A 13,403-nucleotide genomic window follows, 5' to 3' on the forward strand; every position below is an offset into this window, starting at 1 on the left:
GTCGTGGGTTTTCGCCGAACACAGTACAGTGACCTGGACATTTATTCACACACGGCCGGCGCGCGGGGCCGATATCGGGGAGCCGGGGATCGATGATGACGATCGCATCCGGAGAGTCGGCGGGGCGGCCGTCGCGGACCGGTCGAGGCGGGCGGCCGGGCCGGATCTCGGTCACGAATCTGGTCTGGGCGCAGCTCGCCGGACTGGTCGTTCTGATTGTCGCCATGGTGTGCGGACTGGCCTGGTGGGGTGCGCTCGCTCTCGGCATAGTGGTCGGTCTGGTTCTGTTGCTACCACTCGGCAAACGCACCCTCTCGGACTGGATCGCCACCCGCGGCCGCTTCCGCGCCCGCCGCGGCCACCCGCCCGCCGACACCATCGACTTCCGCGCCTCCGACGGCCGCCCGCTCGGCCTCTACCGCGACGGCAGCCGCGTGGTCGCCGTCGTGGAGGTACTGGCCCCGAAGGGTGGCCTCACCCGGCTGGGCCGTGCCACCGTGCACGCCACCCACCTGCTGCCGCTGCCCGAACTCGCGAAAAGCCTTACCCAGCACGACATTCTGCTGTCCGGCATCGACATCGTCTCGCACGGCTTCCGCAGCCGCTCCGGTACGCCCGCGGGCGCCATCTACGAATCCCTGCTCGGGCCGCTGCCCGCCACCGCGCACCGCACGGTCTGGCTCGCCATCGCCTTCGACCCCGTCACCTGCCCCGACGCCACGGCCCGGCGCGGCGGCGGCCTGCCCGGCGCGTACCGCGCGGTCACCATCGCCACCGAACGCGTCGTGCGGGTGCTCGAGGACGGCGGCTGCGCGGCCCGCCTGCTCACCGCCCCCGAGATCCGGCAGGCCGCGTTGCAGGTCACCGCCGGCGTGGACCCCGGGCAGCTGACCCAGCACTGGCGCTACGCCGAACTCGGCAACAGCGTGAACATCGGCGCCGCCGTGGATCCCCGGCAGCTGGCCTCCGATCTGCTCGCCCAGCTCTGGGTCCCCGCCTCGCGCGGCACCACGGTGGCCGTCAAACTGCGCCCGGGCCGCAGCACCGACACCGTGCGCATCGGCGCGGCCTGGCGGCGCACCTCCCGGGAACTGCCCGAGTTGCCGGTGCGGCACATGATCTCCATGAACGGCCGCCACCGCGAGGGCCTGCTCGCCCACCTGCCGTTCGCGGTGCCCGGCCTGGACGACACGGCGCCCGCCGAGCTCCGCGAGATCGACGAGCTCGGCACGCTGCACCTGCCTTCGGCGGGCTGCGGGCAGTTGCTCGGCTCCGACGACGACGGCAACGGCGTCGCCATTCGCCTGGTGGGCCAAGGTATTTCGAGTGTGTACGTGGCGGGCGAGTTGTATCTCGCACAACAGTTGATCTTCCGCGCCCTCGCTGTCGGCGAACGCGTCCTGATCCGCACCGACCGCCCTGCGGCCTGGCAGCATCTGGTCACCACCATCGGCAATCCGGAACGCCTCGCCCTCGCCGTCGAAACCCACCAGTCCGACGCCGATTTCACGGCCACCCTGGTCGACGGCGTCCTCGCGCCCGCCCCGCACGCGGGCCTGACGACCGTCTATCTGACAAGTGACCCGCTCGGCTGGCCCGGCGCCGCCCCCGACCTGTCCGTCCACCAGCCGGGTGCGTCCGGGAACCGAATCATTCTGCGCACCGGCGTCACCGAGGTTCCGCTGACCCTGGTCTCCATCCCCCGCGAGTCCACCTACATCGGCCGGCCCCGCGCGGCCGCCGCCGTCACACCTCAGCTCCCCGGGTAGGGGTTGGTGGCGCGGGCGGTGCGCAGAGTCGCCGCCCACCAGGCGAGTTGACGCAGCATACGGTCCGCGGCGTCGAGCGCGGCCCCGTCCCGTGTCTCGCCCTCGGCGTCGAATTTGCGTTTGGCCTCATGGAAACTGACGGTCTCGCGCACCGAGACCATGTGGATCTCGGCGACCACCTGCCGCAGCTGCTCCACCGCGCGCAGACCGCCGGACAGCCCGCCGTAGCTCACGAAACCGATGGGCTTGCCCCGCCATTCGCGCTTCACACTGTCGAAGGCGGTCTTCAACGACGCCGGATAGCCGTGGTTGTACTCGGAGGTGACCGCCACGAACGCGTCCGCGGCCTCGACCCGCCGCTGGAACGCTCGCACCTCGTCGTTCTCGGTGAGATCCACCGGCAGCGGGGTGTTCATCAGATCGATGACCCCCACGTCGAACGCGGCGTCCGCCCGCGCCCGGCGCAGGAACCAGTCCGCGACGACCGGCGCGAACCGCTTGGGCCGCACGCTGGCGACGATGACCTCGAGCCGGAGCGGGGTGTCCATGCCGAGAGCCTATCGGGCTCGCTCAGCGCCGCCCCGCGCCGCGCTCGGCGTACTCCGTGAGCCCGGTGGCGGGCGTGGTGGGAGCCGTGAAATTCAGGACGTGCCGGGCTCTTTCCGGATGCGCGACCACATGCCGGACATCGGTGGCCCGGCACTGCCCGGTCACCACCGGCGACGGCCCGTCCACCGCCTTGGCCATGGTCGAGGCGACCTCCCACAGGGTCAGCGGCCGCCCCGAGGCGATATTCAAGGGCACGAACCCGGGCACCGGGCGCTCCACCGCGGCCACCGTCGCCAGCGCCGCATCGCGCACATGCAGGAAGTCCCGGACCTGCCCACCGTCCTCGAACACTCGCGGCGGGCGGCCCGCCGCCAGTTCGGCCCGGAACCGTGCCACCACACCGGTTTCCGCGGACCGCACGCGCCGCCCGTCGGCCACCGCGTCGCCGTAGAGATTGTGGTAGCGCAGCACCGCGGCACTGCCCCCGGTATTGGCCACCCACGCCAAGGCGTAATGCTCCTGCGCGACTTTGCTTGCCGCGTAAGCGCTCCGGGGCCGCAGCGGGGCGTCCTCCCCCATCGGCTCCCAGGTCAGCACCTCCCCCGAACGCGGTGCACGATGATCGAACAGCCCCCGGTCCAGATCCCCCCGCCGCCGCAGTCCCGGATAGAACGGTCCGCCGCGCAATCCTCGATACCGGCCCTCGCCGTACACCACCACCGAGGACCCGAGCACCAGCCGCGGCACGCCCTCCCGTTCCATGGCTGCCAGCAGCACGGCGGTGCCGACGTCATTGTGCGCGGCGTAGAGGGCGGCCCAACGCATCCCATCCGCCCCCGGCCGCTCGGTTCCGCCCCGCCCCGCCCCGACCGGGGCACGCACACACGGCCCGGCGCCATGCCCGGAATCGTCGCGCCCACGCTGCCCGTCCCCGGCCACCCGCCGGGAATGCCGAACATCCGGCGGGGCAGCCGGATTGGAGGGATCCCCGCGCACCGGCTCGATCGCGCCGCGCACATGCGGCAGCGGCACCGCCGTCGCGAGGTGACAGACCGCGTCCACCTCGGCCAACAGGGTTTCGAGCGCACCCTGATCACGGATGTCGATGCGCGAGACATTCTCCGGAACAACGGGATTCGGACCGTGCACGGTCTCGAGCAGGGCGTCGATGGCGATGACCTCGTGCCCCGCGGCCAGCAGGGCGCGATGGACATGGGAGCCCAGGTAACCGGCCGCCCCGGTCACCAGGACACGCAGGGGGTCACGACCGCCCGCCTTCATGAATCCAGCGTAGGGCATGGCCGGCCGTAACCCGAAGGCCTATCGATGGATAGACGGTGCGGGGCGGCTGGACGCCACCCGCGGATGCCGCCACGAGCAGGTGCAACGACGCACCACGGGGCACAACGGAGTACCCCGGCCGCTCGGGCGGCGGCCATCACGCGTGACCGGCCGCTACGGCAGCTCGAACGGGAGCTGCACGCCGGTGCCGGTCAGCACGCGGCACTTGTCGCAGGTGTCGTCGCCCTCGACGGCGGCGACGGCGCGGCGCACCATGGCCTTGAACGGCACCAGATTGCGCTCGAACTCGGCGAACACGTCGGCGGCGCTGACGCCCTCGCCGGACTCCAGCCCGGCATCCAGGTCGGTGACCAGAGCGATTGCGGAATAGCACATTTCGAGTTCACGGGCGAGCACGGCCTCCGGGTGCCCGGTCATATTGACCAGCTCCCAGCCCTGCCCGGCGAACCAGCGGCTCTCGGCGCGGGTGGAGAATCGCGGGCCCTCCACCACGACCATGGTGCCGTAGTCGTGCGCGGGCAGGTCGTCGCCGATCGAGGCGATGGCGGCAGTGCGCAGCTCGTCGCAGTACGGGTCGGCGAAGGACACGTGGACGCCGCCGACGTCGTAGAAGGTCTGGGGGCGACCGGAGGTGCGGTCCACCAGCTGGTCCGGCACGGCGATGGTGCCCGGCCCCCAGTCCGCGCGCAGGCTGCCGACCGCACAGGGGCCGAAGATGCGGCGCACGCCCAGGGTGCGCAGCGCCCACATATTGGCGCGGTAGGGCACGGTGTGCGGCGAGAACTCGTGCTTGCGGCCGTGCCGGGGCAGGAACGCCACCGAGCGTCCCTCCACCTGGCCGATGGTGATGGGCGCGCTGGGCGCGCCGTAGGGGGTCTCGATCTCGACCGTGGTCGCGTCATCGCCGAAGAAGTCGTAGAAGCCGCTGCCTCCGATGATGGCGAGCGTTGCCCGTGCGTCCGAACTCATGCTCCGATTCTTGCGTACGCGGCCGTGAGTGGTGGTAGCAGGGCGAAGCATGTACCCTAGGGGGGTATTTCCCCCGGGAGTGAGGACAGCGCAGGTGACCAACGACAAGATCGCGACCCAGGACGCCGCCGGGCACGACACCGCCGAGTCCTGCCACGACACCGCCTCGCACGGCTACATCACCGCCAAGGACGACTACCTCAAGCGCCTGCGCCGCATCGAAGGCCAGGCCCGCGGCCTGCAGCGCATGGTCGAGGAGGAAAAGTACTGCATCGACATCCTCACCCAGGTGTCGGCCATGACCAAGGCGCTCCAGGCGGTCGCCATGGGGCTGCTCGAGGATCACATCAGCCACTGCGTGGTCGACGCGGCCGTCGCGGGCGGCCCCGAGGCCGAGGCCAAGATCAAGGAAGCCACCGACGCCATCGCGCGCCTCGTGCGGAGTTAGCACCTCTCAGGGGCTTCCCCTGAAAGCCCTGTCACTCCGCCGACTCCGCCGGCAACCCACCGCTCTACACGGGGCCCGCCTGACAGAGACCGCGGCGGCCGCTCGCGTCAGCAGGCCGCGGTGCCGCCGGGGTAGGCGCCCAGGGACGCCGGGAGGGCCCAGCGGTCGGGGCCCGACTGCCAGCCCGCGGCGACGCGACGGGAGCCGCGGCGAGTGGGTGCGCTGTCCTTGCGAGTGTTGTCCTTGCGATCCCGGGTGGTGCGAATGGAGTCGCAGGGCTGGTTGTCCGCGAGCGTCACGGCGATCTCGAGGTCGGCGTAGAGGATGCCCTCCTCACCCTCCGCGAGCGAGGCCACCACTTCGCCGCCGTCGACGCCGTAGATGCGGGCGCATCCGGTGGGGCCGCCATTGTGGCGCCGCGCGCTGCCCACACCGCCGAACGCGGCGTCACCGATCACGGCGGTAGGGGCGATCACGTACGCGCCGACCTCGAGCGCGTACATCCGGCTGAGCGTGGCGCTCGACTCCGGTCCGACCGCGTCGCCGTCGGGGCTGGCGGGCCAGGCGGCCACGTGGATCTGCTCCTCGTCGGCGCGCAGCGCGCGGGTGAGCAGTGGCCGCTGATTCTCCTGACCGGACAACGCGCCGTACTTGCCGATCGGGGTGTGGTGCACCGCGGGCAGATTCGGAGTTCCGGAGGCGAATATCTTGCGTTCCACGCTGTTCAGACCGGCTTTGCGGCGGACCGACAGCAACTGCCCGGAATCATCGATCACGGCCTGCGACATATAGATTCGCCGTTCCTGGCGCTCACCGAATCCGAGTACGACATGAATGTCGTGCGCGGCGGCGGCAGCGGTGATCGCGCACATTTCCGCGCCGTCCCGCGTCATCGAATTCTCGCGGCATCTGGTCGAGTATTCGACATTCCACTGATTGGTATCGATCCAGCGCCACCACGGATAACCCGGGAGAAACGCCTCCGGGAATGCGACCAGCCGCGCCCCCTGCACCGCTGCCGCCCGGATCAGTTCGACCACCTGATCGACGCCGTCGGAGAGCCGCAGCCAGCTGGGTTCGGCCTGGACGGCGGCGACTCGCACCGTAGTCCTCATCGCTTTTCCCTCATGCAAGAGGAGCCTTGCCAAGTTATAGCGATCGAACAATGGCGACGAGTGCCGAATGACCGACTGATCATGCCAGGGCGCGGAATGCCCCCGGAGTTGTGCCCATTTCCAAACGGAAGCTTCGATAGAAGCTACGCTCCGTGAGGAATCCCGCCGCTTTCGCCACCGCCGAAAGCGGCAACTGTGGTGCATTTCTCAGTAGGTCGCAAGCACGTTCGATGCGCATGCGGCGCAACACCGTTCCCGGTCCGCCCTCGAACTCACCGAACACTCGATACAGCGTACGCCGAGACATTCTGCAGCCCTCCGCGATTCGATCCACTCCGAGATCGGGATCGGCGCAGTGGTCGCGCATGTAGTTCAGGACCCGTTGCCGATTGAGCGCGTCCGCCGACTGGTCACGCGGCGCGCGGCCGGACGCGGCGATCGCGGCGGCGGCCAGCAGATCCATTCCGGGCGCGGACAATAGCGCGGCGCCATCGGGATCGGTGTGCTGCAATTCGGCCAGCCCGCGAAAGAAGCTGCCCACGATTCCAGGCGCAGTGTTTGCCGAAAATACTGTGGCAGTGGGCAATTCGAGATTGTCGATGCCGTAGCGCTCGCGTAGTCGGCTGAGCGGGACCTGCACCACGACTTGCTCGAACCGCTCCGGCGCGTCCCAGCGGTAGGGACGGGTGCTGTCGTAGAACACGATTCCGCCGGGACCGACATCGGCGACGCGATCGTCCTGACACAAGCGCGCGGTGCCGACGGTCGGAATACTGGCGAGGAGATATTCGTCGGCACTGCGGCCGATGAGTGCGCCGGTGCGACGAATGACTTGCGGCGTCGATCCGATTACCGACACATCCATCTCGCCATAGCTCGCGGATTCGATATAACCTACAAAGCGACCACTCGGTATAGGTTCAACCGCCAGCGGCACGTAGGCAGCACTCACCTGCGCCTCCCAGCGCTCGAATGCCTCCGTCGACGTCTGTTCCTGGCCGGACCGAACCTCGATCCGGTTGACCGGTGGTAACCCTTCCACTCCCCATCCCTCGATGACAATGGCGGCCACGTGTACGGCCGAATACTGGGGAGAGTGTGTCAGATCGGACGAATTCCGGCCAATGGGCCGAACTGGTACGAACCAGTAACCGGTGCGGACCGGTTGACGAATCAGGCGGCGGACTCGAAGCTCAGATCGAGTTCCAGATCGGCATACAGCAAACCCTGTTCGTGCGCGCCCAAAGGCGACGCCAGTTCCTCACCGCCCGGCGCGAAGATCCGCGCGTGCCCGCCCGGCCCCGGCACCAGCTGCTTGGCCGGCTCCGCGCCGCGGCGGCTCTCACTGCCCGCCACGTCCATCACCGAGCACGCCGCGATCACGTTCAGCTGACCGACCACCGCGTACCAGAGCGTGGCCGCGTTGTTCACCCGCACGCCCCAGTCCACGTCCCGCGCCACGATGAAACCCGGCCAGGACACCACGTGGATCTGCGCCCCGGTGCGCTCCAGCTCCCGCCGCGCGGGCAGATGCAACTGCTCGGAGCCGCCCTGCACCGCGATGCGGCCGATGCCGGTGCGGAACACCTGCGGCTCGCCGGGCTCGCCGGAGCGGAAGATCTGCTGCTCCAACAGCGTCAGCTCGGGCTTGCGGCGGACTCCGAGCAGTACCCCTCGGTCGTCGATGAGGCACTGGGACATATACAGCGCGCTGCCACAGCGTTCGCTGAAGCCGAGCAGCACATGGATGCGATGCCGGCGAGCGGCGTCGGCGATGCGCCGGAACTCGGTGCGCCCCACCGTCATCGAATTGGTGCGATAACGTGCGAAGAACCCCTCGCCCCAGCTCACCGATTCCAGCCACAGCCACCACGGGTAGCCGGGAAGGAAGGTCTCCGGGAAGGCCACCAACTGTGCACCACCCGCGGCCGCGTCCTCGATCAGCCCGATGGCCTGCCCGACTCCGGCGGGCAGATCCAGCCATCGCGGCTCGGCTTGGACAGCCGCGACTCGCACCTTCGTGGGCACCTCGGCTCCTTCGACGGATCGGATGATGTGCAATCACCCTTCGCCGAACGCCAGCCGGTCACAGCGACATACTGTGCCGAGCTACCGACAGCGCGTGCCTGTGTCCAATTGCGACCGGAATTGTCCCGGCGTCACGCCGGTTTCCTGCCTGAATGCCCGGTAGAAATGCCGATCCGTGGCGAAACCGGACGCCGCGGCAATCACCGAGAGCGGGCGGGTCGGGTCGGCTCGCAACAGCCTGCGGGCGTGCTCGACCCGCATCTGCCGCACCAGCGCGGCCGGGCCGCCGATCTCCTCGCAGACCCGGTAGAGGGTGCGCCGCGAGACCAGGCAGGCGTGCGCCACCTCGTCGACGGTCAGGTCCGGATCGGTGTACCGCTTCCGCAGCACCGCCAGCACCTGCTGGCGGGTGAAGACCGAATCGGCGGGCCCGGGCGAGGAGTGCCCGTTGGCCAGCAGCAACGCCGACGAGAGCATCGAGGTGACCTGCGACTCGAGAACGTCCGCCGCACGGCCGGTCTCCTCCGCGCCGAGCCGGGCCATACCCCGGAAGAAGTCGGCCACCACACCCATGGCCCCGGTGGCGGGCAGCGCCTTGGCGATCGGCAGCTCCTCACGCACCAGGCCGGCGTGGTCGAGCACCGCGTCCATGGGCGCGCGCACGATGGTGGACACCGCGTTCTCGGTGGTCCGGCTCTCGATCGGGCGGGCACTGTCGTAGAAGGCGATGGTCCCGGCCCCGCCCTCGGTGATCCGGCCGCTCTGCTCGGTCCAGTTCGAGCCATCGACGATGATGTTCACCAGCAGGAAGTCCCCGGCGGCCTGCTCGAGCTGACGCTTGGTGCGCACCACCCGCTGGGCGCTCGAGGTCATCAGCGTGAGGCTGGACCGATCGAACTGGGTGTAGCGGAGTTTGCCGTGCCAGGGCCCGGCGCCGATCGGTTCGACGATCGAAGGCAGCACTGCATCGGCGACGAGGGCCTCCCACTGCTCGAAGGCTTGCCGCGCGGAAACCTCTGAGGTCGTACGGACTTCGGCACTGGCCGTGGAAGCGATACCCACACCTGCATCATTCCACTAGCGGCCGCCAGGAGAACGGGAATGAGGCCGACTGATCCGACAAAACAGACCAATCAGCCCGATTGCTCCGGGAACTCGCCGACCCGGTCGCCGGCGGCTCGAGGCGGCGACCGGGCGGCGCGTCCCCAGTATGCCGCGCCGACGCCGCCCTGTGACTGCCCAGCCGTGCCAGTTCACTGCCCATTCAGGTCAGCCGTGAAATACCACCTGATCAGGCATGATTTATCCGGAATTCGCCAGGGGTCATGCCGGTTTCGCGTTTGAAGGCCCGATAGAACTGCCGCTCGGATACGAAGCCCGCCGACCGCGCCACCGACAGCAGCGGCCGCGTCGGATCGGTGCGGATCAACGACAGCGCCCGCTCCACCCGCATCCGCCGCAACATGGCCGCCACGCCGTCTCCACCCTCTTCGAACAGCCGGTACAGAGTGCGCCGCGACACCGAACACGCGCCCGCCACCTGATCGATGGTCAGCTCCGGATCGGCGTAATTCCGCTGAATGAACGCCAGCGCACGCTGTTTGGCCAGCGCGTGCGCGGGCTCGTCGTGCGGCAGGTCGCCCGCGGCCAGCTGCACCACCGAGGCCAGCAGGCCCGTACCGTGTTTGGCCAGCACCGCGGCCTGTTCCGGTGCGGTGTACTGCAATTGCGCCATGCCGCAGAAGAAGCGGCCCACGATCCCGGCCGCGCCCTCGGGCGGGAAGCGCACCGCGGTCGGCATCCGGTCCGCCGGCACCCCCGACGCGCAGACCACCTCGGCCAGCGGCACCTGCACCGCCACCACGCCCCAGGAACTCTCGAAATGCGCGCTGAAGGGCCGGGAACTGACGTGCAGGGTCAGTCCGCCGTCGGCCAGCTCCCCCACTCGCCCATCCTGCTCCAGCCAGCCGTGGCCGTGCGTGGTGATGCTGGCGAACAGCACCGGTTCCTCGGGATCGTGGAGGAGTTGCGGTATCCGGCTCAGATGCTGCCCGCTGGCGGTCACCATCGACACGTCGATGCCGTCGAATCGCGATTGCACTATGCGCGCCCGGAATTCCCCCGACCGCACGGGTGTCACCACCAGTGGAACGTAGGCGGCCGCGACCACGGCCTCCCATTCCTCGAAAGTCTCCTGCTGCGAAACCTCCGGCGTGGAGCGAACCTCCATCACCGAGGGCTCGACGCCGCCCCTCATTGCCCGATTCTCGCATCCCGCCCCCACCCCGAACCCCGAATTCCCCTAACAACCTCCAACTTTCATCCAACCGCCCGAATTGGCGCATTGCCCGCAACTCGCACAGCGAATCTTCATCCCGGACTTGCACTTTCATCCGCGCGACCGGTCCGCGATCACGGGCGCGGCATCACACCCGCGACCTCGGCGGAGACGTGATCGCGGGTGCGGAAGATCGGGGTGGGACCGGAGGATTCGAACGACGCGCCCGGCGGGCGGCACGCCGGAAAGGGGGTCAGTCCCCGCAGCAGCCCTCGGGGTCGGCGGCGCTGCTCTCGAGATCGGTGGCACCGCCCGCGGGACCGGGAACGGTGCGAACCTCGCGGGTCTGGATATTGCGGGCGGCCAGATCGGCGTCGGCCGGATAGTCGACGGCGATCAGTGACAGCCCGTGGGCCGGGGCCACGGTCACCGCGCTGGCGCGTTCGCGCTCGTTCAGCAGTCCGGCGATCCAGTCGGGCGTACGGCGGCCCTCACCGACGGCCAGCACGCCGCCGACCAGACTGCGGACCATGGACCAGCAGAACGCGTCCGCGCTGACATACGCGGTCAGCAGGTCGCCCTCCGCGACCCAGTCGAAGCGCTGCAGTTCGCGAATCGTGGTCGCGCCCTCACGGCGGCGGCAGAAGGCCGCGAAATCGTGCAGGCCCAACAGGTTTCGGGAGGCCTCGCGCATGGCCTCGAGATCCGGGCCGGGACGGCAGGGCACCACGCCGCGGGCCTGCAGCGGCTCGGCGCCGTAGGGCGCGGTGGTCAGGCGGTAGGCGTAGTGCCGGCGGATCGCCGAGAAGCGGGCGTCGAAGTCCGGCGGGGCGATCCGGGCCTGCTTGACCCGCACGTCCTTGGGCAGGAAACGGGCCAGCCGGTGCACCAGCTTGGGGCCGTCGACCTCGGTGTGGGTATCGAAGTGCGCGACTTGACCTTCCGCGTGCACCCCGGCGTCGGTGCGCCCGGCCACGGTGAGCTGGATGGGTTCGCGCTGCACCTTGGACAGCGCGTCCTCCAGCACGCCCTGCACGGTGCGCAGGCCGGGCTGACGGGCCCAGCCGGTGAAATCGGTGCCGTCGTAACTGATGTCCAGCCGTACCCGAATCGAAATGGGTTCGGGCGTCGGATCCTCCACGGTCACAGCGATCTCCTGGTTAACATGGAGAAAGCCCGCCGACCCGGAGGGGACGGCGGGCTCACTCATGGGATGTCCACCTTCGGGGTTTCAGGGGAAGCCCCTGAAACCCCTGGTTGGTCCGAAGGACCCGGAGTATTACTCCGCGGCCTTGTCCTCGGCAGCCTCGGCGGCCGGAGCCTCAGCCTCGGCGGCCTCGTCGGCCTTGGCCTCGGCCGGAGCCTCGGTGGCCTTCGAAGCGGCGACACGACGGGCACGATCGGCCTCGTTGGTCACGGTCTTCTCGCGGACCAGCTCGATGATCGCCATCGGAGCGTTGTCACCCTTGCGGGGGATGGTCTTGATGATGCGGGTGTAGCCACCGTCGCGGCCCTCGAACGAGGGACCGATCTCGGCGAAGAGGGCGTGGACGATGTCCTTGCTACGGATCACCTTCATGACCTCGCGACGGTCGGCCAGGGTGCCGCCCTTCGCCTTGGTCACGAGCTTCTCGGCGTAGGGGCGCAGCGCCTTGGCCTTGGCCTCGGTGGTCGTGATACGACCGTGTTCGAAGAGCGCCGTCGCCAGGTTGGCGAAGATCGCCTTCTGGTGCGACGCCGACCCGCCGAAGCGGGCACCCTTCTTGGGCTTGGGCATGGTTGGAATCTCCTGTGTCTAAGGCAGATCCGGGGCGCTGGCCCCGAGCCGCCTAAAGCTGTTCGGTCTCGGCGTAGTCCTGCTCGCCGCTGTCGGTGTCGCTGAACGAGCCGCTGTCGCTCCAGGTGCCGCTCGCCGCGTCGTAGCCGACGACGGAGGACGGATCGAAGGAAGCCGGGGAGTCCTTGAGGGACAGGCCGAGCGAGTGCAGCTTGACCTTGACCTCGTCGATGGACTTCTGACCGAAGTTGCGGATGTCCAGCAGGTCCGACTCGGTGCGGGCGACCAGCTCGCCGACGGTGTGCACGCCCTCACGCTTGAGGCAGTTGTACGACCGAACGGTGAGATCCAGGTCCTCGATCGGCAGGCCGAACGAGGCGATGTGGTCTGCCTCGGCCGGGCTCGGGCCGATCTCGATGCCCTCGGCCTCGATGTTCAGCTCGCGCGCGAGACCGAACAGCTCGACCAGGGTCTTGCCCGCCGACGCCAGCGCATCCCGCGCGGAGATCGAGTTCTTGGTCTCGACATCCAGGATGAGCCGGTCGAAGTCGGTGCGCTGCTCGACACGGGTGGCCTCGACCTTGTACGTCACCTTGAGAACCGGCGAGTAGATCGAGTCAACCGGAATCCGGCCGATTTCCGCACCCGACGCCTTGTTCTGCACGGCCGGGACGTAGCCGCGACCGCGCTCGACCACGAGCTCGATCTCCAGCTTGCCCTTGTCGTTCAGGGTGGCGATGTGCATGTCCGGGTTGTGCACGGTCACGCCCGCCGGGGGGACGATGTCACCGGCGGTGACGGTGCCCGGGCCCTGCTTGCGCACGTACATGGTGACCGGCTCGTCCTCTTCGGACGACACGACCAGGCCCTTGAGGTTCAGGATGATGTCGGTGACATCCTCCTTCACGCCCGGGACGGTGGTGAACTCGTGCAGCACGCCGTCGATGCGGATGCTGGTGACCGCGGCACCCGGGATGCTCGAGAGCAGGGTGCGGCGCAGCGAGTTGCCGAGGGTGTAACCGAAACCCGGCTCCAGCGGTTCGATGGTGAACCGCGACCGGTTCTCGGACACGACCTCTTCGGTCAGCGTCGGTCGCTGTGAAATCAGCATTTCTTCCTCCTTCGGACGCCCACTATTTGACGCCCACTATGTGGGAGCTGTTGCGGC

General features: G+C 69.0%; 13 protein-coding genes. 2 read left to right on the forward strand and 11 right to left on the reverse strand.

What is annotated here, in order from left to right; translation table 11 throughout:
- Nucleotides 1-95: 95 nt before the first annotated feature.
- Nucleotides 96-1,769: a type VII secretion protein EccE gene (eccE, locus tag ABZ412_RS19455; RefSeq protein ID WP_357282300.1), complete on the forward strand. Its 1,674-nt coding sequence runs from the start codon at nucleotides 96-98 to the stop codon at nucleotides 1,767-1,769.
- On the opposite strand, the gene ABZ412_RS19460 is transcribed toward eccE, so the two are convergent.
- The 3 genes from ABZ412_RS19460 to ABZ412_RS19470 form a co-directional block, all read right to left on the reverse strand.
- The gene (locus ABZ412_RS19460) at nucleotides 1,754-2,317 is read right to left on the reverse strand and encodes an NAD(P)H-dependent oxidoreductase (protein ID WP_357282302.1); all 564 of its coding nucleotides are present in this window, start codon (nucleotides 2,315-2,317) and stop codon (nucleotides 1,754-1,756) included. The two genes, eccE and ABZ412_RS19460, sit on opposite strands and share 16 nt — an antisense overlap.
- Before the next feature lie 22 nt (nucleotides 2,318-2,339).
- Nucleotides 2,340-3,575, reverse strand: coding sequence for an NAD-dependent epimerase/dehydratase family protein (locus ABZ412_RS19465; protein ID WP_357282394.1), 1,236 nt, complete (start codon nucleotides 3,573-3,575; stop codon nucleotides 2,340-2,342).
- A gap of 198 nt (nucleotides 3,576-3,773) precedes the next feature.
- The gene (locus tag ABZ412_RS19470; RefSeq protein WP_357282304.1) at nucleotides 3,774-4,589 is read right to left on the reverse strand and encodes an S-methyl-5'-thioadenosine phosphorylase; all 816 of its coding nucleotides are present in this window, start codon (nucleotides 4,587-4,589) and stop codon (nucleotides 3,774-3,776) included.
- A 109-nt stretch (nucleotides 4,590-4,698) separates the two neighbouring features.
- On the opposite strand from ABZ412_RS19470, the gene ABZ412_RS19475 reads away from it, so the two are divergent.
- Complete coding sequence (locus ABZ412_RS19475) at nucleotides 4,699-5,037, forward strand: metal-sensitive transcriptional regulator (RefSeq protein ID WP_357282395.1); 339 nt, start codon at nucleotides 4,699-4,701, stop codon at nucleotides 5,035-5,037.
- 107 nt (nucleotides 5,038-5,144) lie between these two features.
- On the opposite strand, the gene ABZ412_RS19480 is transcribed toward ABZ412_RS19475, so the two are convergent.
- From ABZ412_RS19480 to ABZ412_RS19515, 8 genes are all read right to left on the reverse strand, one after another.
- Nucleotides 5,145-6,152, reverse strand: a complete 1,008-nt coding sequence (locus ABZ412_RS19480; RefSeq protein ID WP_357282306.1) for a nitrilase-related carbon-nitrogen hydrolase — start codon at nucleotides 6,150-6,152, stop codon at nucleotides 5,145-5,147.
- A gap of 79 nt (nucleotides 6,153-6,231) precedes the next feature.
- Nucleotides 6,232-7,224, reverse strand: coding sequence for an AraC family transcriptional regulator (locus ABZ412_RS19485; protein ID WP_357282307.1), 993 nt, complete (start codon nucleotides 7,222-7,224; stop codon nucleotides 6,232-6,234).
- A gap of 101 nt (nucleotides 7,225-7,325) precedes the next feature.
- Nucleotides 7,326-8,180, reverse strand: coding sequence for a nitrilase-related carbon-nitrogen hydrolase (locus ABZ412_RS19490; protein ID WP_357282308.1), 855 nt, complete (start codon nucleotides 8,178-8,180; stop codon nucleotides 7,326-7,328).
- Between the two features lie 81 nt (nucleotides 8,181-8,261).
- A complete protein-coding gene (locus ABZ412_RS19495; RefSeq protein WP_357282309.1) occupies nucleotides 8,262-9,242 on the reverse strand; it encodes an AraC family transcriptional regulator in 981 nt (326 codons plus the stop codon).
- A gap of 229 nt (nucleotides 9,243-9,471) precedes the next feature.
- A complete protein-coding gene (locus ABZ412_RS19500; protein WP_357282311.1) occupies nucleotides 9,472-10,437 on the reverse strand; it encodes a helix-turn-helix domain-containing protein in 966 nt (321 codons plus the stop codon).
- 274 nt (nucleotides 10,438-10,711) lie between these two features.
- Nucleotides 10,712-11,668: a tRNA pseudouridine(38-40) synthase TruA gene (gene truA, locus ABZ412_RS19505; protein WP_357282312.1), complete on the reverse strand. Its 957-nt coding sequence runs from the start codon at nucleotides 11,666-11,668 to the stop codon at nucleotides 10,712-10,714.
- 69 nt (nucleotides 11,669-11,737) lie between these two features.
- Nucleotides 11,738-12,235, reverse strand: coding sequence for a 50S ribosomal protein L17 (rplQ, locus tag ABZ412_RS19510; protein WP_357282314.1), 498 nt, complete (start codon nucleotides 12,233-12,235; stop codon nucleotides 11,738-11,740).
- Between the two features lie 52 nt (nucleotides 12,236-12,287).
- Nucleotides 12,288-13,346, reverse strand: coding sequence for a DNA-directed RNA polymerase subunit alpha (locus ABZ412_RS19515; protein WP_033085978.1), 1,059 nt, complete (start codon nucleotides 13,344-13,346; stop codon nucleotides 12,288-12,290).
- Nucleotides 13,347-13,403 lie beyond the last annotated feature (57 nt).

Source organism: Nocardia sp. NPDC005746 (assembly GCF_040630785.1).
Lineage (GTDB): Bacteria > Actinomycetota > Actinomycetes > Mycobacteriales > Mycobacteriaceae > Nocardia.

What these genes read in the sequence shown, in the direction of transcription:
- eccE (WP_357282300.1), top strand. Translation starts at nt 96, where the DNA reads ATGACGATCGCATCCGGAGAGTCGGCGGGGCGGCCGTCGCGGACCGGT.
- ABZ412_RS19460 (WP_357282302.1), bottom strand. Translation starts at nt 2,317, where the DNA reads ATGGACACCCCGCTCCGGCTCGAGGTCATCGTCGCCAGCGTGCGGCCC.
- ABZ412_RS19470 (WP_357282304.1), bottom strand. Translation starts at nt 4,589, where the DNA reads ATGAGTTCGGACGCACGGGCAACGCTCGCCATCATCGGAGGCAGCGGC.
- ABZ412_RS19480 (WP_357282306.1), bottom strand. Translation starts at nt 6,152, where the DNA reads ATGAGGACTACGGTGCGAGTCGCCGCCGTCCAGGCCGAACCCAGCTGG.
- ABZ412_RS19500 (WP_357282311.1), bottom strand. Translation starts at nt 10,437, where the DNA reads ATGAGGGGCGGCGTCGAGCCCTCGGTGATGGAGGTTCGCTCCACGCCG.
- truA (WP_357282312.1), bottom strand. Translation starts at nt 11,668, where the DNA reads ATGAGTGAGCCCGCCGTCCCCTCCGGGTCGGCGGGCTTTCTCCATGTT.
- rplQ (WP_357282314.1), bottom strand. Translation starts at nt 12,235, where the DNA reads ATGCCCAAGCCCAAGAAGGGTGCCCGCTTCGGCGGGTCGGCGTCGCAC.
- ABZ412_RS19515 (WP_033085978.1), bottom strand. Translation starts at nt 13,346, where the DNA reads ATGCTGATTTCACAGCGACCGACGCTGACCGAAGAGGTCGTGTCCGAG.